Source organism: Micromonospora sp. A200 (genome assembly GCF_029893845.1).
Lineage (GTDB): Bacteria > Actinomycetota > Actinomycetes > Mycobacteriales > Micromonosporaceae > Micromonospora > Micromonospora purpureochromogenes.
Map to the genome: position 1 here is coordinate 1 of NZ_JARXXY010000008.1, position 25,032 is coordinate 25,032.

General features: G+C 71.6%; 27 protein-coding genes. 10 read left to right on the forward strand and 17 right to left on the reverse strand.

The window, feature by feature from the left end:
* The first annotated feature begins 89 nt into the window (after positions 1-89).
* Positions 90-602, forward strand: a complete 513-nt coding sequence (locus tag M2302_RS09600) for a dihydrofolate reductase family protein (protein WP_280837560.1) — start codon at positions 90-92, stop codon at positions 600-602.
* Between the two features lie 62 nt (positions 603-664).
* On the forward strand, positions 665-826 hold the full coding sequence (locus tag M2302_RS09605; protein ID WP_280837561.1) for a hypothetical protein: 162 nt from the start codon (positions 665-667) through the stop codon (positions 824-826).
* Positions 827-1,220: 394 nt separating this feature from the next.
* On the opposite strand, the gene M2302_RS09610 is transcribed toward M2302_RS09605, so the two are convergent.
* Complete coding sequence (locus M2302_RS09610) at positions 1,221-2,156, reverse strand: CHRD domain-containing protein (RefSeq protein ID WP_280837562.1); 936 nt, start codon at positions 2,154-2,156, stop codon at positions 1,221-1,223.
* A gap of 790 nt (positions 2,157-2,946) precedes the next feature.
* Between M2302_RS09610 and M2302_RS09615 the strand changes: the two genes are divergently transcribed.
* The 3 genes from M2302_RS09615 to M2302_RS09625 are packed head-to-tail and all read left to right on the forward strand — an operon-like array spanning position 2,947 to position 3,958.
* Positions 2,947-3,477 (forward strand): hypothetical protein, encoded by a 531-nt coding sequence (locus tag M2302_RS09615; protein WP_280837563.1) that lies wholly within the window; start codon positions 2,947-2,949, stop codon positions 3,475-3,477.
* Positions 3,474-3,764 (forward strand): hypothetical protein, encoded by a 291-nt coding sequence (locus M2302_RS09620; RefSeq protein WP_280837564.1) that lies wholly within the window; start codon positions 3,474-3,476, stop codon positions 3,762-3,764. Before M2302_RS09615 ends, M2302_RS09620 begins: the two co-directional genes overlap by 4 nt.
* Positions 3,761-3,958 (forward strand): hypothetical protein, encoded by a 198-nt coding sequence (locus tag M2302_RS09625; protein WP_280837565.1) that lies wholly within the window; start codon positions 3,761-3,763, stop codon positions 3,956-3,958. Before M2302_RS09620 ends, M2302_RS09625 begins: the two co-directional genes overlap by 4 nt.
* A 120-nt stretch (positions 3,959-4,078) precedes the next feature.
* Here the strand turns inward: M2302_RS09625 and M2302_RS09630 are convergent, their stop codons facing one another.
* The 9 genes from M2302_RS09630 to M2302_RS09670 all read right to left on the reverse strand — a co-directional run bounded on the left by M2302_RS09630 (position 4,079) and on the right by M2302_RS09670 (position 10,845).
* Positions 4,079-6,097, reverse strand: coding sequence for a hypothetical protein (locus tag M2302_RS09630; RefSeq protein WP_280837566.1), 2,019 nt, complete (start codon positions 6,095-6,097; stop codon positions 4,079-4,081).
* A 132-nt stretch (positions 6,098-6,229) separates the two neighbouring features.
* Entirely contained in the window at positions 6,230-6,448 is a 219-nt protein-coding gene (locus M2302_RS09635) for a hypothetical protein (RefSeq protein WP_280837567.1), read from the reverse strand.
* A gap of 15 nt (positions 6,449-6,463) precedes the next feature.
* Complete coding sequence (locus M2302_RS09640) at positions 6,464-7,918, reverse strand: phage major capsid protein (protein WP_280837568.1); 1,455 nt, start codon at positions 7,916-7,918, stop codon at positions 6,464-6,466.
* A 168-nt stretch (positions 7,919-8,086) separates the two neighbouring features.
* Positions 8,087-8,368 carry a hypothetical protein gene (locus M2302_RS09645; RefSeq protein WP_280837569.1) on the reverse strand — a complete coding sequence of 94 codons (282 nt, stop codon included), beginning with the start codon at positions 8,366-8,368 and terminating at the stop codon, positions 8,087-8,089.
* Positions 8,365-8,583 (reverse strand): hypothetical protein, encoded by a 219-nt coding sequence (locus M2302_RS09650; RefSeq protein WP_280837570.1) that lies wholly within the window; start codon positions 8,581-8,583, stop codon positions 8,365-8,367. The genes M2302_RS09645 and M2302_RS09650 overlap by 4 nt, the downstream gene beginning before the upstream one ends.
* Before the next feature lie 271 nt (positions 8,584-8,854).
* The gene (locus M2302_RS09655; protein WP_280837571.1) at positions 8,855-9,115 is read right to left on the reverse strand and encodes a hypothetical protein; all 261 of its coding nucleotides are present in this window, start codon (positions 9,113-9,115) and stop codon (positions 8,855-8,857) included.
* The gene (locus M2302_RS09660) at positions 9,112-10,350 is read right to left on the reverse strand and encodes an AAA family ATPase (RefSeq protein WP_280837572.1); all 1,239 of its coding nucleotides are present in this window, start codon (positions 10,348-10,350) and stop codon (positions 9,112-9,114) included. Before M2302_RS09660 ends, M2302_RS09655 begins: the two co-directional genes overlap by 4 nt.
* Positions 10,347-10,646 carry a hypothetical protein gene (locus M2302_RS09665; RefSeq protein WP_280837573.1) on the reverse strand — a complete coding sequence of 100 codons (300 nt, stop codon included), beginning with the start codon at positions 10,644-10,646 and terminating at the stop codon, positions 10,347-10,349. Before M2302_RS09665 ends, M2302_RS09660 begins: the two co-directional genes overlap by 4 nt.
* Positions 10,647-10,656: 10 nt before the next feature.
* Positions 10,657-10,845, reverse strand: coding sequence for a helix-turn-helix domain-containing protein (locus M2302_RS09670; protein ID WP_280837574.1), 189 nt, complete (start codon positions 10,843-10,845; stop codon positions 10,657-10,659).
* Between the two features lie 132 nt (positions 10,846-10,977).
* On the opposite strand from M2302_RS09670, the gene M2302_RS09675 reads away from it, so the two are divergent.
* Together M2302_RS09675 and M2302_RS09680 are read left to right on the forward strand one after the other, a co-directional pair.
* Complete coding sequence (locus tag M2302_RS09675; protein ID WP_280837575.1) at positions 10,978-11,427, forward strand: helix-turn-helix transcriptional regulator; 450 nt, start codon at positions 10,978-10,980, stop codon at positions 11,425-11,427.
* The gene (locus M2302_RS09680; protein ID WP_280837576.1) at positions 11,414-12,517 is read left to right on the forward strand and encodes a site-specific integrase; all 1,104 of its coding nucleotides are present in this window, start codon (positions 11,414-11,416) and stop codon (positions 12,515-12,517) included. Before M2302_RS09675 ends, M2302_RS09680 begins: the two co-directional genes overlap by 14 nt.
* 43 nt (positions 12,518-12,560) lie before the next feature.
* On the opposite strand, the gene metH is transcribed toward M2302_RS09680, so the two are convergent.
* On the reverse strand, positions 12,561-16,076 hold the full coding sequence (gene metH, locus M2302_RS09685; RefSeq protein WP_280837577.1) for a methionine synthase: 3,516 nt from the start codon (positions 16,074-16,076) through the stop codon (positions 12,561-12,563).
* A 260-nt stretch (positions 16,077-16,336) separates the two neighbouring features.
* Between metH and M2302_RS09690 the strand changes: the two genes are divergently transcribed.
* Together M2302_RS09690 and M2302_RS09695 are read left to right on the forward strand one after the other, a co-directional pair.
* Positions 16,337-17,206, forward strand: a complete 870-nt coding sequence (locus M2302_RS09690) for a PAC2 family protein (protein WP_154937452.1) — start codon at positions 16,337-16,339, stop codon at positions 17,204-17,206.
* Positions 17,207-17,331: 125 nt separating this feature from the next.
* Positions 17,332-18,123 carry a GntR family transcriptional regulator gene (locus tag M2302_RS09695; RefSeq protein ID WP_280837578.1) on the forward strand — a complete coding sequence of 264 codons (792 nt, stop codon included), beginning with the start codon at positions 17,332-17,334 and terminating at the stop codon, positions 18,121-18,123.
* Between the two features lie 198 nt (positions 18,124-18,321).
* Here the strand turns inward: M2302_RS09695 and mshC are convergent, their stop codons facing one another.
* The 6 genes from mshC to M2302_RS09725 all read right to left on the reverse strand — a co-directional run bounded on the left by mshC (position 18,322) and on the right by M2302_RS09725 (position 23,814).
* Positions 18,322-19,560 carry a cysteine--1-D-myo-inosityl 2-amino-2-deoxy-alpha-D-glucopyranoside ligase gene (gene mshC / locus M2302_RS09700; RefSeq protein ID WP_280837579.1) on the reverse strand — a complete coding sequence of 413 codons (1,239 nt, stop codon included), beginning with the start codon at positions 19,558-19,560 and terminating at the stop codon, positions 18,322-18,324.
* A gap of 67 nt (positions 19,561-19,627) precedes the next feature.
* Complete coding sequence (locus M2302_RS09705; RefSeq protein WP_280837580.1) at positions 19,628-20,446, reverse strand: SCO1664 family protein; 819 nt, start codon at positions 20,444-20,446, stop codon at positions 19,628-19,630.
* On the reverse strand, positions 20,443-21,024 hold the full coding sequence (locus M2302_RS09710) for a DUF3090 domain-containing protein (RefSeq protein ID WP_088962352.1): 582 nt from the start codon (positions 21,022-21,024) through the stop codon (positions 20,443-20,445). Before M2302_RS09710 ends, M2302_RS09705 begins: the two co-directional genes overlap by 4 nt.
* Positions 21,025-21,135: 111 nt before the next feature.
* The gene (locus M2302_RS09715; protein WP_280837581.1) at positions 21,136-21,840 is read right to left on the reverse strand and encodes an MSMEG_4193 family putative phosphomutase; all 705 of its coding nucleotides are present in this window, start codon (positions 21,838-21,840) and stop codon (positions 21,136-21,138) included.
* 88 nt (positions 21,841-21,928) lie between these two features.
* Positions 21,929-22,765: an undecaprenyl-diphosphate phosphatase gene (locus tag M2302_RS09720; RefSeq protein WP_280837582.1), complete on the reverse strand. Its 837-nt coding sequence runs from the start codon at positions 22,763-22,765 to the stop codon at positions 21,929-21,931.
* Positions 22,762-23,814: an LLM class F420-dependent oxidoreductase gene (locus M2302_RS09725; protein WP_280837583.1), complete on the reverse strand. Its 1,053-nt coding sequence runs from the start codon at positions 23,812-23,814 to the stop codon at positions 22,762-22,764. Before M2302_RS09725 ends, M2302_RS09720 begins: the two co-directional genes overlap by 4 nt.
* 199 nt (positions 23,815-24,013) lie before the next feature.
* Here M2302_RS09725 and M2302_RS09730 point away from each other — a divergent pair, with 199 nt between their 5' ends.
* Positions 24,014-24,985, forward strand: coding sequence for an aldo/keto reductase (locus tag M2302_RS09730; protein WP_154937474.1), 972 nt, complete (start codon positions 24,014-24,016; stop codon positions 24,983-24,985).
* Positions 24,986-25,032 lie beyond the last annotated feature (47 nt).

A 25,032-nucleotide genomic window follows, 5' to 3' on the forward strand; every position in this document is an offset into this window, starting at 1 on the left:
CATTTGCACTGGTCACAGTGGCGGCGCCGGCATCAAGCCCAAGCCCGACGATCCCACTACACACGCCGCCTCAACCTCGAACTTCACCCATGATCTCGAACGGCGGCTGTCGTACTAGCGAGGAGCTGTTTCGTTTCCACCTCGCGCAGATACGCGAGCTCGGCGGCTATCTGTTGGGTCGCAGGCTCTACGAGACCATGCTGGTGTGGGAGACGGATCCGTCGCTGCGCGACAACGAGTTCAGGGCCGCGTTCGCCGACGTCTGGTGCGCTCTCCCGAAGGTCGTCTTCAGCCGCACGCTCGACAGCGTTCAGGGCAACGCCCGGCTCGCCAAGGCGTCGGTGGCCGAGGAGGTCGCTACGGCGCTCGACGTGACCGACCGGGACGTCTCGATCGGCGGCGCCAGCCTGGCTGCGGCAGCGATCGAGCTCGGCCTCGTCGACGAGCTGCGTATGTTCCGCTATCCGGTCGTCGTCGGTGGCGGCACGCCCTTTCTGCCGCCGGTCACCGAAGACGTTCCGCTACACCTGCTCGAGACCAGGACGTTCGGCTCGCGCGTGATCTACGAGCGCTACGGCCGCGCCCGCGATGAGTCGGACTGACACCGCTGTCCGAGTCATCAGCGCCTCGCCGGACCGGGTATGAGGACAACCGGCAGAACGGGATGCACGTCCCGCGCCACACCTACGCCTCGGTGCTGCTCGACGCGGGCGCGAGCATCAGGGCGCTCTCGCTGTACCTCGGCCACGCCGACCCCGGCTTCACGCTGCGGTTCTACACCCCACCTGTTGCCGCACAGCGAGGACCCGACCCGCCGTGCGATTGACGCAGCCTTCGGCCGCGGCCTGGACGCCTGTGCCGGGCCTGGCCATGGCCTAGGCGGGTGAGCGGAGGGTGTTTGCGGAGCTCAGAGCACCTGACGGCGTCACTTGGCGTTGCATTGATCATTGGCGTAGAAGTGGTCGCTCAAAAATCGGGCACGATACCGCTTGACCTGGTGTTACTCCTGCCGGCGGCGGTCGGCGTTTGTCCCTGTTGGTCTACCTCAGGCGGCCTGGATACGGCCTGATCCTGGTGACGGTGCGGCGGCGCGGCCGAGCTTAGCGCGGAGCCTTGGCACGACAACCGGCCCGCCTCGTAGAGCGGCGGGTGGGCCGACGCAATGGCGGAACGCCCGACCCGTCAAGGGTTGGGCGTTCCCCCCGTCGCGAGGCGACTGGTCACTTCTCGTCGTTGGACCGGTCCTCGTCGCGCTTGTCATCGTGGCGCTCGTCCCGGTCCCGGTCCTCGTCGCCCTTATCGTCGTGGCGCTCGTCCCGGTCCCGGTCCTCGTCGCCCTTATCGTCGTGGCGCTCGTCCCGGTCCCGGTCCTCGTCGCCCTTGTCGTCGTGGCGCTCGTCCCGGTCCCGGTCCTCGTGGTCCCGGTCCCAGTTCTTCTTGAGCTCGTTCCAAGCCCGGTCCTCGTCGCCGCTCCACCACGAGTTCCACCGGTCGTCGTCCTCGTCGCGGCCCCGGTTCTCGTCGTCCCGGTCCCGCTTGTCGTCGCTCTTGATCTGGCCGCGGATTTCGCCGTTCGGATACTTCTTGGTGTGCACGTTCACGTACGTGACGCCGGCCTCGATCGCGTCGACGAGTTCGTCGAACTCGCCCGGCTCGATGCCCTGGTCGGCAGGGCCGACCACGTCATCGGGCTTGATGGTCCCCTCGATGGTGGCTGGGGCCTGGGGGCAGGACTGGACGTCGTGCGACGGGCCACCCTTCGCGTCCTTCAGGTTGGAGCAGAGGAAGGCGGCGATGCCGCCGCTCTGGTGCCTCCCTCCGAAGTGGATGTGCGCCTGCTGGACGTCCTGCAGGTCCTCGTAGCTCAGCTCGAACTCGATCTCCTTGTCCCGTTCGTCGATCGTGGCTTTGAACCGGCCGGAGCCGGGCGTCGAGATGGGCTTTGGGTCTTCCTCGAAGCCGCTGAGCTTGGCCCGGACGTTCACCTCCTTGTGGTCCCGCGAGTCGGTCCAGTCCCGCGAGTCGCGGGAGTCGTGCGACTCCCGCTTGTCACCCGAGTCGTTCCGGCCGTCGCCCATGGCGGCGGTGCCGATGGCGGTTGCCGCCACCGCTGCGCTGGCCGCCATCGCGACCGCCCAGAGTCGGGTACGTCCCATCACTGCTGCTCCCTTCTACGTGGAGTCCTGAGCCACGGGATCACCGGCGGACGAACCACTCATGACCGGACTCAGGCAGGCAAAGGTGCCGTGCGCCGGAGGTCGTTGTCGTCGAGACCGTCCAGCACTCGGTTCGATTGGCACCCTTTGCGAAATTGTTCCACGTTCGCGGCAAACATGAGTCGGCTTACCTGATTCGACCGTCCGGGACTTTCGAGAGCCATGGATCAGACTGGGCCCTGTGCGACCCACCCGGGAGGTTCGACGGGGCCGATCACGCTCGATGCGGCGGCCGTCGGTCACGCGCCCGGCGGTACCCTCCGGCGTGCTCATCCGCCCGGTGGCCGCGATGACGCACGGCGCCCCCGTCCCGCGCGACGGGCGTCCCCGACAACCGACACAACGGCATGCAGGTGCTGCCGACCAGCGAGGACCGCACCCGCCGCGCGATCGACCACGCGTTCGCCGACGATCCGCCTACGCCGGACGGCCTGGAGACGGCATGATCATGCGAAACAGGGCTCTTCCGGGTGCTCCGCCGCAGGTCAGAGCACCAGCGGTGATCACTTGGCGTTGAAGAGATCCCGGCAGTCCCGGGACCTGCGGTGATGGCCCCGACAGGGCCCGTGAGCAGGGAAATCAGCCCTTAGTGGCTCTCACTGACTCGCAGCACCTCACGGCGGCGTGTGCCCAAGATGTGCCCACCGTCCGCCCCCCAAACGAATGCGCCCCCGGAACGGTGATCGAAGCACCGACCGGGGACGACTTGATCGCCCCAGGAGGCGACCCAATGGAACAGCGTACCGACCCTGCCCACGTACAGCACCCGCGCTGGTGCCTGAAGGGCGAGATCTGCACCGGAGACGGAATCCACCACTCGAAGCCCCTGACCGTGGTCACCGGCGACGCGTACGACCTGCTGCGGCTGTGGCTGGAGCAGGCATGGACGATCGACCAGCCGTCGATCGTCCTCGAGGTCACCACCTCCGGCGAGGTGCACTACGGCTACCTGCCGATCGGGCAGGGGAGGGTGCTGCGCCACCAGCTCACCCGGCTGCTCGACATGGCGAAGGACCGTGCGCAACCTCGGCAGGTGCCGAAGTTGACCGGCCCGAGCGAGCGCGCCGCTGAGCCGGGCGAGGTGTGCACGTGCGGCCGTCCCGCGGTGAAGGTGTTCACCGGCGGCCCGTTCGGCGACACCGGCTACTGCGGGCTGCCCGACGGCGGCCAGGCCGGGCCGTGCCCGTTCTGCGGCGGCCCTCGCCACCAGTCCGAGCGGTGCCCGCAGTACCGGCTGCGTCCGGCCGGGGGCGACCGGTGAGCCGGCCGGACCGCTGGTGGCGGCCGTCGACGAACCGCCGCCCACCCCTGCGGGCACGGCAGCCCCGGACGTACACGCTGGACGAGGTCGGGGACACGTTCGAGACCGGATTCCGCTGCGGCCAGCTCGACGAGCAAGCGAAGCGGCAGCGGGACGACCTGCTCGACGTCGCCGACGCGGCCGGCGTGACGCCGCTGGCCGACGTGACGCCGCTGGCCGACGTCGACGTCGGCGACCTGGTCGACGAGCTGGCGGCGTGGCTGCGCGACAGGGAAGGCGACGGGTGACGGTGCGCCGCGGGGACCGGCTGGTGTGGGAGCACCCGCTCTGGCCGGTCCCGCTTCACCTCACGGTGGTGCGGGTGGCCCGTGACGGCACCTGGTGCGACCTCGACGTGCGGATGTGCGATGCGCAGTGGCCGAAGCGCGTTCAGCTTCCGCTGCCCAGCCGATGCCGCCCCGACAACTCGACTGGCGAGTGACGGGTCCACAGTATGGAGGGGGTACTCACCTGGTGAGTGCCCCCTTCGGGCGTGGTCCGGCCGGGCCGGTCGGTGCGGGTGGTCCGCCCGGGCGAGGTCCAGCCGGGCTGCGTCGCGCCATCAGTAGTTACCTCCCAGTCCGAAGATCTTGTAGTTGCCGCCGCCGTTGCGGATGGCCTGGGTGAGCCAGCCGAGGAACATCCGTTCCATGGCGGAGTTCCCGATGCCTTCGAAGCGGAAGACGATCGGGGGCAGTGCGCCGCCGCTGGCGTGTCCGCCGCCGTGGGCCGGGAATGGGGCCGCGCCGCGAGGGGATGACCCGCCGCCGCGGATCGCCGCGCGCATCCGCTCCATCGCCCCATGCCCGCCGGCCGCGTCGACCTCTTCATCCGTCCACACGTGCTCACCGGGGGCGAGCATCCGCGGCTCGGAGTCGACACCCTTCGGGCCCCTGCCGATGACCGGACCACCCTCGGACATGCCGGTGGAGTAGCCCTGCCCGGTGTGCGCGCCACCGCCGTACGAGGTGGTCAGGGTGGCCTTGATGTCGATGCGCCGGTCGATCTCGTCGATACGCGCCTTGAGCCGCTTCGCCGCGGCTTCCGCCGCGCCCGTGTTGGCGGTGTACTTCGTGTCCCACTTCTTCGGGATCTTCATGATCTCGTCGGCGAGCTTCCGCGCCGCGCCGGCGTTCCCGAGGATCGTCGTGAGGTTCCGGATGAGCTGGGCGCGGCTCTGCTCGAACGTGGCCTTGGCGGCCGTCTCCGCGGCGGCCTGCCCCTTCGTCGCCAAGGTGTTGTCGTAGACGGCCTGCGCTCGCTCCCGCGCCGTGGTGATCAGGTTGCGGATCTGCTGGTCGTTGGCCCGCCCGGCGGCCGTGTCCGTGTCGAGGGTCTTGCCGTGCTCCTTGATCGACGCGGTCACCGCGTCCACGGCGGCCTGGTAGTTCGACTCCGCCTCCCGCGCCGTCAGCGCTACGCCGTTGATCCGGTCGAACGCCGCCGACAGCCCGCCGGCCGCCGCGATCCCCTCCTGCATGGTCCCGTTGAGGATCTTCTGCCGTTCGTTCAGCGCTTCCGCCCCGGGGATGGCCCTGACGGCGGCGTCCATGACCCCGCCCAGGCCGCCGGCCAGCCCACGCGAGGCGGCGTCGGCGTTCTTCTCTTCGGCGATCATCGCCGCCAGTGTTGGGATGCCGCCACCCGTCCACAGCGCGGACAGCTTCTCCGACGCGCCGTACAGCATCGCCATACCGCCGAGCAGGTCGGTGGTCGCCTGGATGCCGTGGTCCATGGTGGCGAACAGCAGCGTCAGGGCGTGCGCGCCCTCGTCGGCGTGCTCCGACAGGTCCGACAGGGAATCCCCGGCGGCGTCGCCGAGTCGCTCGAACCCGTCGGCGAAAGAGTGGATGACGGGTCCGCCGCGCTCCAGGGCGTCGATGACGCCAGGTAGGGCGTTCTTACCGGCGTTGAGCAGCCCCTGGGTCAGCGGCTCCAGGTGGTCCGAGGCCGCGCCGAACGCCCGCCGGAAATCCGGCTCCAACTCACGGACGGTGGAGCGCACCTCGCCGATCGCGTCGAGGGTTTCGGGTACGAACGACACCGAGGCGCGGCCCATGACCTGCCCGACCTCGTCGCCGAGCTCCTTGCTGGCGGCCTTCACCCGCGCGTCCCGGCCGGCGAGCTTGATACCGCCGATCACACCGCCGATACCGACGCCGCCGACGACCGCACCAGCCACCGCCGTACCGACGACCACCGCCGCGCCAGCGGCCAGCGGGGCGGCGATCGCCAACCCCGCCGGGTTCATGCCAGCCATCGGGACGCGGGCCATGAGCGGGCCGAGGCGGGCGACGAACGACGCGGCGAACCCGGAGGCGGCTTCCTCACCAGACTTGCCGAAGTCGGGCAGGAAATCCTTCGACTTGGTCAGCTTCCGCAGCTCGGCTTGCTGCTTGCGCATCGCCTTGGAGATGTCGAGCCGGTCGGCGGCGTCGGAGGTGCGGGCGAACGCCACCGCGAGAGTCTTCAGCGACCCCTCGACCTCGGCGATCTGCCGGTCGAGGTCGGCCGCGTCCTTCTCGGTCGCATCGAGGCTGTCGCCGAACCGGTCGAGGCCCTTCTCTGCCCGGCCCGCCATGCGGGACACGGTCTCTTCACCGAGCAACCTGACGAGGATGTCGCGCTTATCGGCCACCGCTGGCCCCTTCTGTGGGTGTGGTGGAGGGTGCGGCGTGGCGCGCAGGTCGCACGCGCCACGCCGCAAGATCGGTTACCGGGAGTCGCTGTCCCGGTCCCTGGAACCCAGGCCCTCGCCCGGCGCCGCCACGTCGAGCACCTGGTGCCCGTGCGGCAGCCCCTTGGCGACCGCCGCCCGCACGGTGTCCGCGTCCGGGCCGGTGATCCGGACGACGGTGCGCCGGCCGACAGGGTTCTCGGTCAGCACCTCCCACGTCTTCGCCACGGTGCTGGTGCGCTGCTTGCCTGCCATGGTCAGACCCCCCGATCAGGCGGTGGTCGGGACGTCGAGCATGCGGAACGCCTGCGGCACCAGCACGTCCGAGCCGGTGCGGAACCACAGGAACGCGCCCCGCTGACCCGTCGGCCGGCCGTTCGCGCCCACCAGGTTGGGGATCAGCTCCAGCGTGGTGCCGATCCGGTCCACGATCACGAAGTTGGAGAAGTCCCCATACAGCGCGACGTAGTTATTCGCGGTGGCGGTGGCGCTGATCGACCCGTCCATGTTGCTCAGCTCGTTCAGCCGACGGTTGAGCAGCTGCCCGTTGGTGATCTCCGGGAACTTCAGCGCCCCGGCCGTGGTCTCGAACTGCCGGAACGTGTTGATGATCGCCAGGTGCATCGCCCACTGCGCGCGGGCCTGGAACCGGGCCGGCAGGGCGTTCTGCAACGCGAACGCGTCCGACGCCACGATCGCCTCCGTGCCGGTGGTGTTGATCTCGCTGGCGGTGCCGGCCAGCGCGGTCACGATGCCCTTCGGCTGACCCGACCCCGAACCCGTGGTGTAGGCGGTGGCCATCAGCTGGTCGGCGGAGTCGAGCATCACCTTGCGCAGCTCCTCGAGGAAGTTGCGCCCGTCCATGCCGATCTCGTACGAGTACGGCACGAACGTGTCCCCGAAGTGCACGGGAATCGGGGTGTCGTCGACGGCCGGCGATCCGTCGGCGGCCTGCGCCGCCTCGGCCTTCCACTCGCTGGTGGCGCCGGCCGTGGTCAGTCCGGTCCACGACTCGGTGGCGGTCTGCACGACCCGGGCGATCCGCCGGAGCGGGTTGACGCTGCCGTCGCTGGTGAGGTTCAGCGCCGGGTCGAGCGTCAGGGGCACCATGTAGCCGCCGCTGGCGTCGGTGAGCGACATCGCCCGGGACATCTCCGCCTGCACCCCGGCAACCGCCTGGTAGGCGGCCTGCTCCTGCTGGGTCCACAGCATGTGACCGCGGACCGGGTCGGCGAGCATCTTCACGAACGCCGACCGGTACGCCTCGTCGCCGGTCGTGGTGACCCACCGGGCGGCGATCGACTGGTCCGCCGGAGCGCCGGACCGCTCCACCAGCTCGGTGGCCCGCTCGGCTGCGTGGTCGACCAGCATGCCGGCCTTCGCCGACCGTTCGATGGTGCGCAGCGCCTGGTCCCGCTCACCGGCGCCGCGGGCGCGGCTGGCGTCGTGGCCGTACGGCTGACCCACCGATCCGCCCTCACGGTTCGCCGGGTTCTCCGCGAGCTGACGGATCATGTCCATCTCCTCATCGCGGAGCTTGGCGATCTCGTCGCTGGCGTTCTGCAGGCCCCGGCTCAGCCGGTCGAAACGCTCCTGCTCGCCGGCGGTGAGCTCCCGGTCCGTCGCCGAACGGTGAATCTCGTTCAGCTCGCTGCGGCACCGGTCGTACTTCTCGGTGACGGCCTCACGGTCGCTACGGACGTCCGCAATCCAACGCTTTGCCATGTGTGTCTCTCCTCAAGAGGGCACGGTCAATGAATGACTGCCTGCTCCTGGGAGGCCCGACGGGCGGCCCTGGTCGGATTCCGCGCCGGTACTGGTCGGCGGGGCGGGAGGCTTACGCGGCCCGCGACACCGGCCCCGGGCGCGGCCCGGTGGCAGTTGAATCATAGATCAGTCGTCCGACAGTTCGCCCGGATCGTCGGGCACCTGCCGCACCATGTCGCGCTCCAACGGCTGCAGGTAGGCGTCGTCGGCGAACACCGCCGGGTCGACCACGGCCAGGGGCTGACCGCCCCAGGTGAACCGGAGCAGCCCGTCGTCCTCCACGACACGGATCCCGTGCTCGCCGGTCTCCCGGACGTACGCGATCCGCTGGTCCCTGTCCTGCGCCGGCAGGGCGGCCATCGACTCGGCGAGGATGTACCGCAGCCGGGCGGCCAATCGCACGTTCACGCCGCATCACCTCCGCGCCACACCCGCGGGTCCGGGCTCCACTGCCGGCCGTGGCGCAGCCGCTCGACGACCTGGGCGTCACGCGCCCACCCCGACGAGTACGGGATGCCTTGCCGCTTCAGCCAGCGGTGCAGCTTCCCGGTGCCGTCCGCGTTCGGGAACGTACGCCGTTCCCGGCGCCCGCTCTCCGGGTCGGTCCACTCCACGACGATCATCTGTCGTCACCTCCGTTACGGCCGTGACGCGTCACGCGTCACACCTCCTTGTCACAACGTCGCAGGCACCGGGGGCGGGGTGCCCACGCAAAAGAGCAGGTCCTGACCCTCATCACTTCAGTCGGGCGTCTCTCCCCCCGGTCCGGGGTGGGGGGCAGGCGTTACGCAACGCGTCACAGCGACGCCCCAGGCTCGCCACGCACATAAACGCCTGATGGAAGGAAGTAGGGTCAGGTATGTCCGTTTCGCGTGACGGACCCGCCCCCCTGCCCTACCCATGGCCATCGCCGGTGTCCACGGTGCGCGCGAGTGCGTCGTTGATCAGTTCGCGTAGTTGCTGGTCATCGCCATCGGTGATGATGCGACCGAACTGCACGACCAGCACGACCAGTTGGCCGAGGATGGCGCCAGGGTCGGCGTTGCGGAGGATGTCGGTGAGGGCGTCGAGGTCGCCGTCGAGCCAGCAGCCGAGGATGGCGCACGCGTCGGTCAGGTCCACGGTCCCGCTGGCGTCCTCGGGTACCTGCGTCATGCTGCGTCTCCGTCGTTGGTCGAAGGGAGCGGCGAAGGGAGCGAAGGGGGCGGGGGCACGGACTCCGCCCCCTTCGCGCTGTTGGCGCTCCCTTCGAGGTTGAGAATCCACATCCACCCGGCGTCGAACGCGCCCTTGCGGCTGGTCACGCCGGCCCTCTTCTTGGCCCGCTTGAGGGCGTCGCGGCTGAACCCGTTCTTGTCGCCGGCCTTGAAGATGTCGACCGCTTCGGCCTCGCCGCCGTTGTCCGCGAGGTGCGACCGCAGCCACGCGGCGCAGTCGGTTCGTTCTTCTCGGTCGTCGCTGGCGGAGTCGTTGAGGATGTCGGTGACGGTGCGGTCGGACTCCCCCAGCCACACCAGCCGGCCGACGTGCGCCGGACCGAGCCGGGTCGCCACGGTGCTGTCCTCGATGGCGTACTGAAGCGACGGGAGGTCGAGCTTCCCGAGGCTGTTCTTCGTCTGCGTCATCACCCGACTCCCGTCCTCCCGGTCGACGGCGAAGCCGAACACCGACCGGGGGACGTTCTTGAAGGCGCCCGAACCGGTGATGAGTGAGGACGGGTCGTTGCCGCTGCCCTTGTTGAAGTGGGCGATGCCGAGCACGACGCAGCGGGCACGGTCGGCGAGCCGGGCGAGCGGGTCGAGGGCGGTCCGGACGTCCCGCTCCCGGTGGGTGTCGATCTTCGCGCCGATCGTCGACATGAGCGGGTCGAGCACCAGCAGGGCGGCTCGCAGCCGACGGAGCTCCGCCTCCAACCGGACGTTGTCCAGCGGCAGGGACAGCGTCGTGTCGAGCGCGTCATCCTGGTAGACCTCGCACCGGTACACCATCGACAGGTCGGCGCCGGCCGCCATCAGCCGCGGCACGAGGGTGTGCTTCCACGAGTCCTCTACCGCCGCGTAGATCACCGGTCGGGGTTGGCCGTGAAGCTGTCCGGGCAGGATCCCGCGGGTGATCTGCGCGGCCAGCCAGATACCGAAGCTGCTCTTCCCGGTGCCTTCCCGGCCGGCAGCGACGGACAGCGACCCGGACGGGATCCGGCCCTCGCCGTTGTCCTCCCATGCCCACACGACCGGCTCGGGTTCGATGGCCGACGCCGGGGTCAGCACCAGGCGGCGAGCAGGTGCGGCAATTGCCGCAGGTGTTCGATCCTGAACACCTGCCGGCGGTGCGCAGGTGCAGTAGTCCGGTAGCAGTTCCTGGCACACCGGGCAGAACTGGATGTCGGTCACGCGGCGCACCCGATCGGGGTAGGCGCTGCAGCCTCACGCTCCAGCACGCCGAGGTCGAGCCCGGTCAGGTGGTAGTCGAGGTCAGCCGAACCGGTCGACCGCGTGATGCCGAGCAGGTCATCGAGCTCCGCGGCGATCCGCCGGCGGACGACCACCGGGTCATCGCCGCGGCGGTAGAGCCAGGACAGCACGGCGGGTGCCGGGATGTCGGTCGGGTCGCTAAGATTGGCGGTGACGTCCTCGCCGGCCGTCTTGGCGCCCGTCCCGGATCCAGCCCCGGGGCGGGCGTTGTTCATCTGCGGCATCTCAGGCAGCCGCCGCCCGCTGCTGGTCGAGCCACTTCTCGACGTCGGACCAGCGGTACCGGACGTCACGGCCGACCTTCGAGAACCGCGGGCCTATCCCCCGGTACCGCCACTGCTCCAGCGTCCGGACCGGCTTCTGCATGTACTGCGCGACCTCTTCCGGTGTGGCGAGCGGTTGCCTATCACCCATTTTTGTGCTCCCAACGCGCATGTCTGTGAGTTGGGAGCAGGTTAGCGTGTGGTCTTGTGCTGCGCAACCAACACTCGGTACTGTGCTCTCATGACACAGCCACTGAGTCCGCATCGGGCTATCGCCGCCCGGGTGAGGGATCTCCGTAAGGGCCGCGGCTGGTCCGCGCAGCGGCTCGCGGAGGAGATGACCCGGGTCGGGATCTCGTGGGACCGGTCGATCGTGGCGAACCTGGAGAGCGGCCGACGCCGGGCGGTGAGCGTCGAGGAGTGGCTAGCGCTGTCCTTTGTGCTGGACGTCGCGCCGGTTCACCTGCTCGTGCCTCCGACTGACGACCAGCGGCCGGCCACAGGCGGGTTCGTCGAGGTGCAGCCGGTGGGAACGGTCACGACGACTCCCGGATTCATGCGGGCGTGGGTGCGCGGCCAGACCCCGATCAGCACAGTGGACGCCCGGCGCTACTTCTCCGAGGTGCCGGAATCGGAGTGGCAGGTGCCGGCCGGGCAGTGGACGCCGGAGAACATCGAGCGGCAGAGCGATGCGGTGCGCGGGGCGAAGGAGCGCCGCGATGGCGACCGTTGAGAAGGATCCGAGCCGGCGGAAGACGCCGTACGTCGTCCGCTGGCGCGACGAGGCAGGCAAGCAGCGCAAGCGCGGGTTTGCCAGGAAACTTGACGCTGACAGGTTCCGCGCGGAGGTCGAGCACAAGCTCAACACCGGCAGCTACGTCGACCCTGCCGCCGGGCGGACGACCTTCGAGGCATACGCGGAGCGGTGGCGAGCGATGCAGCCGCACCGGGCCAACACCGCGGCGCGTACCGAATCGCAGCTCCGGCGCCACTGCTACCCGGTACTCGGCTCCCGGCCGCTGGCGCAGATCCGGGCCAGCGAGCTACAGGCGTTCGTGACGGGCCTGGCGGTCTCTCCGTCCTCGGTCCGGCCGATCTGGGCCACCGTGCGGGCGATCCTGTCGGCCGCCGTGCGCGACCGGCTGATCCCATACGATCCGGCCGACCGGATCAAGCTGCCCGAGCTGCCGCGCAAGCAAGTCACCCCGCTCACCGTCGACCAGGTCGACGCGCTGGCCGGAAACATGCTTCCGATGTACCGGGCACTGGTCGTGGTCGGCGCGGCGACTGGGCTGCGGCAGGGTGAGCTGTTCGGCCTACAGGTCGCCGACGTCGACTTCCTCCGGAAGACGCTCACCGTCGACCGGCAGGTCCAGCCCGGCCCGGGGGGAACAGTTGTTCCGGTCCCGCTGAAGAACCGGTCGAGCTACCGGACGCTGCCGGTCGGCCGGGTCGTCGTTGACGCGCTCGCTGCGCACCTGGCCGAGCACAAGGCGACCGGGACGGCGTACGTCTTCCGCGACGAGGCGGGCGAGCCGCTGCACCGGAACCGCTTCAACCGGGACGTCTGGGCGCCGGCACGGACCGCCGCCGGCCTGCCCGAGGTGACCTGCCACGACCTGCGCCACTTCTTCGCGTCGGCGTTGATCCGGGCGGGCCTGTCGGTGAAGGTCGTCAGCGACCGGCTCGGCCACGCGAACGCAGCGCAGACGCTCGGCGTGTACGCCCACCTCTGGCCGGACGACGACGACCGGTCGCGCGAGGCGATCGACGACGTCTTCCGGCGCGATGTGCCCACCATGCGCCCAAGCAAGGAGGCGTGATCTATGAAACCGCAGGTCAGAGCACGTCCACCGCCCGCCCCACCTATTTGGCGTTGAAGTAGTTCGCCTCCGGGTGGTGCACCACGATCGCGTCCGTCGCCTGCTCCGGCACGAGCTGGAACTCCTCGGACAGCTGCACCCCGATCCGATCCGCGCCCAGCAGCCCGACGATCTTCGCCCGGTCCTCCAGGTCCGGGCAGGCCGGGTAGCCGAACGCGTACCGACAGCCCCGGTAGTCGTTGCGCAGCAGGCCGGCCAGGTCCGCCGGATCGTTCTCGGCGACCGTACCGCCGCCGGGCAGGACCAGCTCGGAGCGGATCCGCCGGTGCCAGTACTCGGCGAGCGCCTCGGTGAGCTGCACGGACAGGCCGTGCACCTCCAGGTAGTCGCGGTACTCGTTGCCGGCGAACATCTTCGCGGTGTACTCGCTGATCGGCTGCCCGACGGTGACCAGCTGCAACGCCACCACGTCCAGCTGGTCGCCCTTGGGTCGGAAGAAGTCGGCCAGGCAGAGCCGACGCTCCTGCCGCTGCCGGGGGAAGGAGAACCGGGCCCGCTCGACGCTGCCGTTCTCGTCGAGCACCACCAGGTCGTTGCCCTCGGCGTACGCGGGGAAGTAGCCGTACACCACCGCCGCCTCGAGGACCTTGTCGGCGATCAGCCGATCCAGCCAGTAGCGCAGCCGGGGCCGGCCCTCGGTCTCCACCAGCTCCTCGTACGACGGGCCCTTGCCGCCCCGGGCGCCGCGCAGCCCCCACTGCCCGAGGAAGGTGGCCCGCTCGTCGAGCAGCGCCGCGTAGTCGGCCAGCGGCACCCCCTTGACCACCCGGGTGCCGAAGAACGGCGGGGTGGGCACCTCCACGTCGGAGGCCACGTCGGAGCGGACCGAGGCGTCGTGCAGCTCGGGCAGCGCCTCGGTGACCATCGTGCGCTGCCGCTCCCGGCGGGCCCGCCGGGCGGCCAGGGCGGCCTCCCGCTCCGGGTCGACGACCGGCGCGCCGCCGCGCTTGGCGGTCATCACCCGGTCCATCAGGGACAGCCCCTCGAAGGCGTCGCGGGCGTAGTGCACCTGGCCGGGGAACATCGACCGCAGGTCGTCCTCGACGTACGCGCGGGTGAGCGCGGCCCCGCCGAGCAGCACCGGCCAGCGTTCGGCCACCCCTCGGGAGGCCATCTCGGCCAGGTTCTCCTTCATGATGACGGTGCTCTTGACCAGCAGGCCGGACATCCCGATCGCGTCGGCCCGGTGCTCCTCGGCGGCGTCCAGGATCGCGGTGATCGGCTGCTTGATGCCGATGTTGACGACCTCGTAGCCGTTGTTGGACAGGATGATGTCGACCAGGTTCTTGCCGATGTCGTGGACGTCGCCCCGGACGGTGGCGAGCACGATGCGGCCCTTGCCGCCGTCCTCGGCCGTCTCCATGTGCGGCTCCAGGTAGGCCACCGCGGTCTTCATCACCTCGGCGGACTGCAACACGAACGGCAGCTGCATCTGCCCGGAGCCGAACAGCTCGCCGACGACCTTCATGCCGTCGAGCAGCAGGTCGTTGATGATCGACAGCGGCGATCGGCCGCCGGCCATCGCCGCGTCCAGGTCGGTTTCCAGGCCGTTGCGCTCGCCGTCGACGATCCGCCGCTTGAGCCGCTCGTCCAGCGGCAGCGCGGCCAGCTCCTCGGCCCGCCCGGCCCGCGCCGAGGCCGCGTCCACGCCCTCGAATGCCTCGATGAACCGCTGCACCGGGTCGTACCCCTCGCGGCGCCGGTCGTAGATCAGGTCCAGCGCCACCTCGCGCTGCTCGTCCGGGATCCGACTGATCGGCAGGATCTTGCTGGCGTGCACGATGGCGCTGGTCAGGCCGGCCTGCTGGCACTCGTTGAGGAACACCGAATTGAGGACCTGGCGGGCCGCCGGGTTGAGGCCGAACGAGACGTTGGAGACGCCGAGGGTGAAGTTGACGCCGGGGTAGCGGCGGGCGATCTCCCGGATCGCCTCGATCGTCTCGATGCCGTCGCGCCGGGTCTCCTCCTGCCCGGTGGCGATCGGGAAGGTCAGCGCGTCGATGAGGATGTCGGAGCGGTCCATCCCCCACCGTCCGGTGAGGTCCTCGATCAGGCGGCCCGCGATTCGGACCTTCCACTCGGCGGTCCGCGCCTGCCCCTCCTCGTCGATCAGCAGCGCCACCACGGCGGCGCCGTGCTCCTTGACGACCGGCATCACCCGGGCGTAGCGGGACTCCGGCCCGTCACCGTCCTCGAAGTTCACCGAGTTGACCACGCACCGGCCGCCGAGCATCTCCAGCCCCGCCTCGATCACCGCCGGCTCGGTGGAGTCCAGCATGATCGGCAGGGTGGAGGCGGTGGCGAAGCGCCCGGCCAGCTCGCGCATGTCCTGCGTGCCGTCCCGGCCGACGTAGTCGACGCAGAGGTCGAGCAGGTGCGAGCCGTCCCGGGCCTGGCTCCGGGCGATCTCCACGCACGCCTGCCAGTCGGCGGCGAGCATCGCCTCGCGGAACGCCTTGGAACCGTTGGCGTTGGTCCGCTCCCCCACCATCAGCACCGAGGCGTCCTGCGCGAACGGCACCGGGTGGTAGATCGAGGAGACGCCGGCCTCGTGCCGCGGCTCGCGCGGCGTCGGGGTCGTGCCGTGCAGCCGCTCGGCCAGCACCCGGATGTGCTCCGGCGTGGTGCCGCAGCAACCGCCGACCAGCGCCACGCCGTACTCGGCGACGAACCGCTCCAGCGCGTCGGCCAGCTCCACCGGGGTCAGCGGGAAGTACGCCCCGTCCGCCGTCAGCACCGGCAGGCCGGCGTTCGGCATCACCGACAGCGGGATCCGGGAGTGCTGGGACAGGTAGCGCAGGTGCTCGCCCATCTCGGCCGGGCCGGTCGAGCAGTTCAGTCCGATCAGGTCCACGCCCAGCGGCTCGATGGCCGCCAGCGCCGCCCCGATCTCGCTGCCCACCAACATGGTGCCGGTGGTCTCCACCGCCACGTGGCAGATGATCGGCACCTTCCGGCCCAGCTCGGCCATCGCCCGGTGGCAGCCGACCACCGCCGCCTTGACCTGGAGCAGGTCCTGGCAGGTCTCCACGATCAGCGCGTCCGAGCCACCCTCGATCAGGCCGGCGGCGTTCTCCTGGTACGCGTCGCGCAGCGTCGCGTACGCGGTGTGCCCGAGGGTGGGCAGCTTGGTGCCCGGCCCGATCGAGCCGAGCACGAACCGGGGCCGCTCCGGGGTGCCGTACGCGTCGGCGGCCTCCCGGGCCAGGCGCGCGCCGGCCGCGGAGAGCTCCCGGATCCGCTCCGGGATGTCGTACTCGGCGAGGTTGGCGAGGTTGGCGCCGAAGGTGTTGGTCTCCACGCAGTCGGCCCCGGCGGCCAGGTACGCCTCGTGCACGCCGCGCACCACGTCAGGACGGGTGACGTTGAGGATCTCGTTGCACCCCTCCAGCCCCTCGAAGTCGTCGAGGGTCAGGTCGGCAGCCTGCAACATCGTCCCCATCGCCCCGTCGGCGACGAGGATCCGGTCGGCCAGCACATCCAGCAACGAAGTCCGCACGGGTTCAGGTTAATCCGACGATGCGCCGGTTGGTCCACAGCCGTAGCCGGTCCCACATTCTGCCAGCGGGACCGCGCATCCCTTTCGTACCCTTTCGGCGGCCCGCCGGCGTGGCGGACCGGCGCGGCCGACCGGCCGCACCTGGCGCCGCCACGTAGGCTGGCGGACGTGAAGGACATCAGGGACGCCACCGTGCACGGCGGGCGGAGGACCGGGTCGGCGCCCGGCGCCGTCGGCGACGAGCAGGGTGAGGTGACGGCGTGACCGAGTTCGACGGGCTGCCGGTGCTGCGGTCCCCGGTGGCGATCGCCGCCTTCGAGGGCTGGAACGACGCCGCGGACGCCTCCACCGCCGCCGTGGAGCACCTGGAGCAGGTCTGGCAGGCCCGCCCGGTCACCGAGCTGGACCCGGAGGACTTCTACGACTTCCAGGTGAGCCGCCCGACCATCACGATGGCCGAGGGTGAGACCCGGCGGGTCGAGTGGCCCACCACGAAGTTCATGGTGGCCAGCCCGGAGGGCACCGAGCGGGACGTGGTCCTGATCCGGGGCATCGAGCCCAGCATGCGTTGGCGCACCTTCTGCGAGCAGGTGCTGGAGATCTGCCACAGCCTGGAGGTCGAGCGGGTGGTGCTGCTCGGCGCGCTGCTGGCCGACGTGCCGTACACCCGTCCCCTGCCGATCAGCGGCAGCGCCTCCGACGCCGAGGCCGCCCAGCGCTACCAGCTCACCCCCACCCGCTACGACGGGCCGACCGGCATCGTCGGGGTGTTGCAGGACGCCTGCACCCGGGCCGAGGTCGACGCGGTGTCGTTCTGGGTGCACGTGCCGCACTACGCCAACAACCCGCCCTGTCCGAAGGCCACCCTGGCCCTGCTGCACCGGGTCGAGGACGTGCTCGACCTGCCGGTGCCGATGGCCGACCTGGCCGAGGAGGCCGCCGAGTGGGAGCAGCGGGTGCGCGGCGCCGCCGAGCAGGACGCCGAACTCGGTGAGTACGTCCGCGAGCTGGAGGAGCGGGTCGGCGACGCCGGCATCACCCCACTGACCGGGGACGAGATCGCCCAGGAGTTCGAGAAGTACCTGCGCCGCCGGGGCGGTTCCGCCGGCCCCACGGCCGGTTCCTGGTAACGCCCTTCCCCACCGAGTCACCGGCCCCGGACGTTCGCGTCCGGGGCCGTTCTGCGCGTGTCCGGGGTGGCGCGGGTCACGCCGCGTAGGGCATCCTAGGAACCTAGTGGTATGAGGAGGCGGGTGTGCAGATCAACCCGGGGGCCGCCGAGTTCCCGCACCGGCAGATCGCCGCGCAGCTCAAGACCCAGGTGCGCCGCGGCGACTGGGCACCGGGCGAGCGGCTGCCGTCCATCCCGGCCATCGCCGAGATGTTCGGCGTGGCGAAGCAGACCGTCCAGCGCGCCGTCGACCAGTTGCGGGTCGAGGGCATCCTGATCACCAAGCCCGGCTCGGGTACGTACGTGCGGGGCACCCGACGCCGGCTCAACCGGCTCTCCCGGGGCCGCTACGGCGGCTTCCGCGGCTACCACACCGACCTGGCCGCCCGGTACCGGCAGCAGCTGGTCTCCGTCGGCCGCTCCCCCGCCCCGCCGGAGGTCGCCGACGCCTTCGGGGTGGCCGACGGCGCCGAGCTGCTCTGCCGCCGACACCTGGTACGCACCGAGGACTCGCCGGTGGAGGTGGGCGCCTCCTGGTTCCTCCCGGCCGACACCGCGGGCACCTCGCTGGAGCGGGCCGAGGCGTTCGGCCGCCCGCTCTACCAGGAGGCCGAGGAGGCCACCGGCCGCCGGTACGTCTCGGCCACCGACACGATCAGCGCCCGCCAGCCCAGCCGGGAAGAGGCGGAGACCCTGCAGATCCGGCCGGACACCCCGGTGCTGCACCTGCTGCACGTCGCCTTCGACGAGAAGCGCAAGCCGATCGAGGTGGCCCAGGCCACCTGGCCGGGCCCGATGACCACCCTCACCGAGGAGTACAAGATCCCCGCCCCCGCCCCGGACCAGGACCCGGACCCCGGCCTGGTACTCGGCTGACCCCTTCCGCACCCCGGTGCGGGACCCCAGCCGCGGCGAGCGCGGCCAGCAGCCTGAGCCGACTGCCACCGCCCGACCCTCATGATCGAGTCGCATCCACCGACACGACACGCCGTCGACGGTGTCGGTAAATGCGACTGGATCATGGTGCTGCGACCCGGGGCGGCAACCGCCGGGGCGGTTGCCGCCGGCCGAGGCTCAGAGGCGGATGCCGAGAAGGGCGTCCACGGTGTCGGCGAAGAGGGCCGGCCCCTGCGGGTCGTCGCCGGTACCGGCCAGGGCGCGGTCGGCCCAGTCGTCGGCCAGCGCCAGGGCGCCGGGGCTGTCGAGGTCGTCGGCGAGCCGGGCGCGTACCCCGGCCAGGAAGTCCGCCCCGGACGGCCCGGCGGGCGCGGCGGCGGCCCGCCGCCAACGGTCCAGGCGCGCCTGCGCGGTGTGGAGCAGGTCGTCGGACCAGGCGCGGTCGGCGCGGTAGTGCCCGGACATCAGGCCCAGCCGCACCGCCATCGGGTCGACCTTGTCGGCGCGCAGCCGGGAGACGAAGACCAGGTTGCCCTTCGACTTCGACATCTTCTCGCCGTCCAGGCCGATCATGCCGGCGTGCACGTAGTGGGCGGCGAAGGGCGCCTCGCCGGTGAGCCGCTCGGCGTGCGCGGCGGAGCACTCGTGGTGCGGGAAGAGCAGGTCGTTACCGCCGCCCTGCACGTCGATCCGGTCACCGAGCAGGTTCAGCGCGATCACCGCGCACTCGATGTGCCAGCCGGGGCGGCCGGCGCCCAGCTCACCACCGGGCCAGGACGGCTCGCCCTCGCGGGCGCCGCGCCACAGCAGCGGGTCGAGCGGGTCGCGCTTGCCGGCCCGGTCGGGGTCGCCGCCGCGCTCCGGGAAGATCTCCAGCATCTGCTCGCGAGTCAGGTTCGACTCGTAGCCGAACTCCGGGGCGGCGCTGACGTCGAAGTAGATGTCGCCGGTGCCGTCGTCGAGCCGGTACGCGGCACCGTCCTTGAGCAGGACGAGGACCTTCTCGGCGATGTCCGGGATCGACTCCACCGCGCCGACGTAGTGCGCCGGCGGGATGATCCGCAGCGCCTCCATGTCCTCCCGGAACAGCGCGGTCTCCCGCATCGCCAGGACCTTCCAGTCCTCGCCGTCGCGCGCCGCGCGCTCCAGCAGCGGGTCGTCGATGTCGGTGACGTTCTGCACGTACCGCACGGTCAGGCCCGCGTCGCGCCACATCCGCTGCACCAGGTCGAACGTGATCATGGTGGCGGCGTGGCCGAGGTGGGTGGCGTCGTACGGGGTGATGCCGCAGACGTACATGGTGGCCGCGCCGTCGGGGCGGCTGGGGTGGAGGCCGCGCCGCGCCGAGTCGTACAAGCCCAGTGGCCCGCCGCCGCCCGGCAGCCGTGGCACCTCGTGTCCCGCCCAAGACTCCATGACCATCAGCCTAACGAGCCGTCAGGCGGCGGGCAGGCACCCCACGGGTGATCAACGTGACAGCGACTCACATGGGGGGCCAGGGCATCGCCGGCCAGTCCTGCGAGGGCTGCGGGTAGCACCCGGTCTCGCGCAGCCGGTCGATCCGCGCCGCCAGCTCGGCGATCTCCCCGAGCGTCAGGTGGTCGGACAGCTCCTCGCCCAGCTCACCGGCGACCTGACCGGCCAGGACGTCGAGCATCTCCACCGCGTCCGGCGGGAGTTGCCGGCCGGCCCAGCCCCAGAGCACCGTGCGCAGCTTCTCCTCCACGTGGAAGCAGACGCCGTGGTCGACGCCGTAGAGGCGGTCGTCCGGGCCCACCAGCACGTGGCCGCCCTTGCGGTCGGCGTTGTTCAGCACCGCGTCGAGCACCGCCAGCCGGGCCAGCCGCGGGTCGTCGGCGTGCGCCAGGGCGTACGCGGCGCCGTCGTCGTCGCGGGCCGCGGCGACCGGGAACCAGCGCGGCGGCACCGCCTCGGCGGGTACGAAGCCGACCAGCGGCTCGGCGTCGTCCGGCTCGTCGATCCAGAGCTGGCAGGAACCGGGGCCGAACGGGCCGTCGCGGAGCACGGTCGGCGGCACCAGGTCCCAGCCGGTGGCCCGGGAGACCAGGTAGGCGGCGACCTCCCGGCCGGCCAGGGTGCCGTCGGGGAAGTCCCAGAGCGGCCGCTCGCCGCGCACCGGCTTGTAGACGCAGCGGGCCGTCCGCCCGCCGAGGGTCAGGATTCCGCGCAGGGTGGTGTTGGAGGCGTCGACCAGCCGCCCCTCCAGGGCGAGCTCACCGTCGCGCAGCAGCCGGAGCGCCGCGCTGCCGTCCTGGCGGGGCTGCAACTCCGACGACGTCACCGGTGGTAACCGTTGTGCCGCGGGCAGAGGTGCCCGGCGGGGTCGAGCGGCTGGCCACAGAGCGGGCAGGGCGGGCGGCCGGCGTTGACCACCCGGCGGGCCCGCTCGATGAACTCGCGGGTCGCCTCGGGGGTGAGCCGCACCCGGAGCCGGTCGAGGTCCTCGTCCGGTTCCTCGACGTCGTCCTCGTCGTCGTCCTCCTCGTCGCCCAGCTCGACCTCGACCTCCGCCTCGCCGGCGGCGATCGCCTCGATCACCACGGTCGCGCTGTCGACGTCGAAGGCCAGGCCGAGGGTGCCGACCCGGAACTCCTCGTCGACCGGGGTGTCCAGCGGGTCGTTGTCGCCGACGAGGGTGGGCGCGGCCTCGGGCAGGTCGACGCCGAACCGGCGCTGGGCCTCGGCGAGCAGCTCCTCCAGCTTCTCGGCGAGCAGGGACACCTGCACCTTCTCCAGCGCGACGCTGACCAGCCGGCCACCACCGCGCGCCTGGAGGAAGAACGTCCGCTCCCCCGGCGGCCCGACGGTCCCGGCGACGAACCGCTCCGGCGGCTCGAAGGCGTGCACCTGGTGGGTCATACCCACGACCCTATCCGGCACACGGAGGCGTCGCGCACCGCACCGAGGGTGGTTCAGCCGAGGGCGAAACGCCCGCAGCCGCTTGCGCCGCGCCGGGCGTGGCGGGCCGCCTCACCCGGCCGCCCCCGCGCCGCCGCCGACCGCGGCGTCCGAGTCGGTCGGCCGGGTGGCCCGCCGGCGCCGCTTGCGCGGCGGCGGCACCAGCCCGGCGAGGTCACCGCCGGTGTCGTTGAGCCGGACCAGGAAGGGCCGCAGCGGCGTGTAGCGGATCGCGGTGACCGACGCCGGGTCCGCGACGATGCGCTGGAAGAGATCCAGGTGTACGCCGAGCGCGTCCGCCACGATGGCCTTGATCACATCGCCGTGGCTGCACGCCAGCCAGACCGCCTCCGGCCCGTGCTCGGCGGTGACCGCAGCGTCCCAGGTGCGCACCGCGGCGACCGCCCGCGCCGCCATGGCCGCCATCGACTCGCCCTCGGGGAAGACCACCGCGCTCGGGTGCTGCTGCACCACCGGCCAGAGCGGCTCCCTGGCCAGCTTCTTCAGCGGCTGCCCCTCCCAGGCGCCGTAGCCGCACTCGATCAGGCCCTCCTCGACCACCGGCTGCACCTGCGGCAACGCCAGCTCCAGGGTCTGCCGGCAGCGGATCAGCGGGCTGGTCACCACGGTGGCCAGGGGCAGGGCGCGCAGCCGCTCGCCGACCGCGGTGGCCTGGGCCCGGCCGGTGTCGTCCAGCTCGACCGGCTGGCGGCCGGCCAGCCCGCCGTCGGCGTTCGCCGTCGTCCGGCCGTGTCGCAGAAGCAGAAGGGTCGCCACGACACCACCCTAGGCGTAGGCCGGAGACGCGACGGCCCCCGGCACCGAGGTGTCGGGGGCCGTCGCCGGCGGTCGTCGCCGGTACGCCTTAGGTGGCCTTGATCGTGCCGGTGAGCAGCAGCGCGAGCACCAACGTGCCGAGCGCCACCCGGTAGAGCACGAAGACGTACAGGGTGTGGTGGGCCACGTAGCGCAGCAGCCAGGCGATCGCGGCGTAGCCGATGGCGAAGGCGATCGCGGTGGCCACCACCATCTGCGCCACGCTCGGCACCGAGGTGCCCGGCGCGGCCGGTTCGAACACGTCACCGACGCTGAAGATCCCGGACATCACCACCGCCGGGATGGCCAGCAGGAACGAGTACCGCGCCGCCGCCTCCCGGGTGAGGTTGAGCAGCAGGCCGGCGGTGAGCGTGCCGCCGGAGCGGGACACCCCGGGGATCAGCGCCATCGCCTGGGCGAAGCCCATCACCACGCCGTCGCGCATCCGGAAGTTCTCCAGGGTGCGGGTCTGCCGTCCCCAGTACTCGGCGAAGGCGAGCACGAAGGCGAACACGATCAGGGTGGTGGCGACCACCCACAGGTTGCGGCCGGCGGTGCGGATCTGGTCCTTGAACACAAAGCCGAACAGCCCGATCGGGATCGAGCCGACGATCACGTACCAGCCCATCCGGTAGTCGAGGCTGGCGCGTACCGAGCGGTCCCGCAGGCCGAGCAGCCAGGTGCGGGTGATCCGCCAGATGTCCTTGGCGAAGTAGATCAGCACCGCCGCCTCGGTGCCCAGCTGGGTCACCGCGGTGAAGGAGGCGCCGGCGTCCCGGTCGAAGAAGATCGCGGAAGTGATCCGCAGGTGTCCCGACGAGCTGACCGGCAGGAACTCGGTGAGTCCCTGGACGATGCCCAGGACGATGGCTTCGACCCAGGTCACTCGCCGACCCCGGACAGCTCCAGCGCCTCGGCGACGGTACGCAGGGTCTGCACGCCGCTGTCCCGGTCGGCGACGAAGAGGGTCACCGAGAGGGTGGTCACGCCCGCCGCGGCGTACTCGCGCATCCGCTCGGCGATGCGCTCCTTGGGGCCGAGCAGCGAGGTGCGGTCGATGAACTCCATCGGCACCGCGGCGGCCGCGTCGCGCTGGCGCTTGGCCAGGTAGAGGTCCTGCACCTCGCGGGCGGCGTCGCCGTAGCCCATCCGGGTGGCGAGCTGGTTGTAGAAGTTCTGCTGGCGGCTGCCCATCCCGCCGACGTAGAGCGCGGCGTACCAGCGGACCAGCTCGGCGCAGGTGGCGATGTCGTCGCCGACCACCACCGGCACGGAGGGGACCACGTCGAAGCCGGCCAGTTCCTTGCCGGCCCTGGCCCGGCCGGCGCGCACCGAGGCGAGCTGCTCCTCGGCGAACTCCGGGGCGTAGAAGACGGCCAGCCAGCCGTCGGCGACCTCGCCGGCCAGCTCCAGGTTCTTCGGGCCGACGGCGGCCAGGTAGATCGGGATGTGCTCGCGGGGCGGGTGGAAGCCCAGCCGCAGCGCCTTGCCGGGGCCGTCGGGCAGCGGCAGCGTGTAGTGCTCGCCGTCGTAGGCCACCTCCTTGCGGGCCACCGCGAGCTTCACGATGTCGACGTACTCGCGGGTGCGGGCCAGCGGCTTGGCGAACCGCACGCCGTGCCAGCCCTCGGAGACCTGCGGCCCCGAGACGCCCAGGCCGAGCCGGAACCGGCCGCCGGAGAGCGCGTCGATGGTGGCCGCGGTCATCGCGGTCATGGCCGGGGTCCGGGCGGGGATCTGCATCACCGCGCTGCCCACGTCGATCCGTTGGGTCTGGCCGGCCATCCAGGCCAGCATGCTGGGCGAGTCGGAGCCGTAGGCCTCCGCCGCCCACACCACCGAGTAACCGAGCCGGTCCGCCTCCTGGGCAAGTGCCAGGTGGTCGGCGGGCGTGCTCCACGCCGTCTGGTATCCAAGGCTGAGCCCGAGTCGCACTGGATCCTCCCCCATCCGCACCACAGGTCGCACCAGGGTACGCAATGGCGGCGGTGGACCCGATCACCGGCTCACCCGGGCCCGCCGGGGTGCCCGGCGACCAGCGCGGGGCCCGGCCACGGTCGGATCGGCGACGTGGCGGGCAGAGATGACGGGAGCGAGGATATCCGTGACGCCAGGTTCGAAATAAGGTTCACCCATGCAACAGCGACCGCTCGGCCGAAGCGGGCTGGCGGTTTCCCGGCTCGCGCTCGGCACCATGACGTGGGGCCGGGACACCGACGCCGACGACGCGGCCGCCCAGCTGAAGAGTTACCTCGACGCGGGCGGCAACCTCGTCGACACCGCGGATGTCTTCGGCGACGGTGACGCCGAGTCGGTGCTCGGCTCGCTGCTGGGCGCCCTGGTCCCCCGCGACGAGCTGCTCATCGCCACCAAGGCGGGGCTGCGGCCGGGCAGCGGCCGGCGCCGGGACGGCTCGCGCGGGCACCTGCTGCGCACCCTGGACGCCTCGCTGCGCCGCCTGGGCACCGACCACGTCGACCTGTGGCAGGTCCACGGGTACGACCCGGACACCCCGCTGGAGGAGACCCTGGCGGCGCTGGACCACGCGGTGGCCAGCGGCCGGGTCCGCTACGTCGGCGTGTCGAACTTCTCCGGCTGGCAGACCGCCCGCGCCGCCGCGTGGCAGGCGGCCTGGCCGGGGCGCGCCCCGGTGATCGCCGCGCAGGTGGAGTACTCGCTGCTGGAGCGGGGCGTCGAACGGGAGGTGCTGCCGGCCTGCGGCGCGCTCGGGCTGGGCGTGCTGCCCTGGTCCCCGCTGGGCCGTGGGGTGCTCACCGGCAAGTACCGGCACGGCCGGCCGGCCGACTCGCGGGCCGCCTCGCCGCACTTCGAACGGTTCGTCGCCACCTACCTGGAGCCGCGCTGCTCCAGCATCGTGGAGGCGGTGGCCACCGCCGCCGGCGGGCTGGGCGTGTCGCCGATGGAGGTGGCGCTGGCCTGGATCCGGGACCGGCCGGGCGTCACCGCACCGATCCTGGGCGCCCGTACGGTGGGGCAGCTCCTCGGCGCGCTGCAGGTGGAGCGGATGACCCTGCCGGCGGAGATCACCACGGCGCTGGACGACGTCTCGGCGGTGCCGGTGGGCTACCCGGAACGCGACGGCTGAGGCCGTTGTCCGGGCCGGCGGGCAGGCCGGCCGGTGCGCGCCGGGCG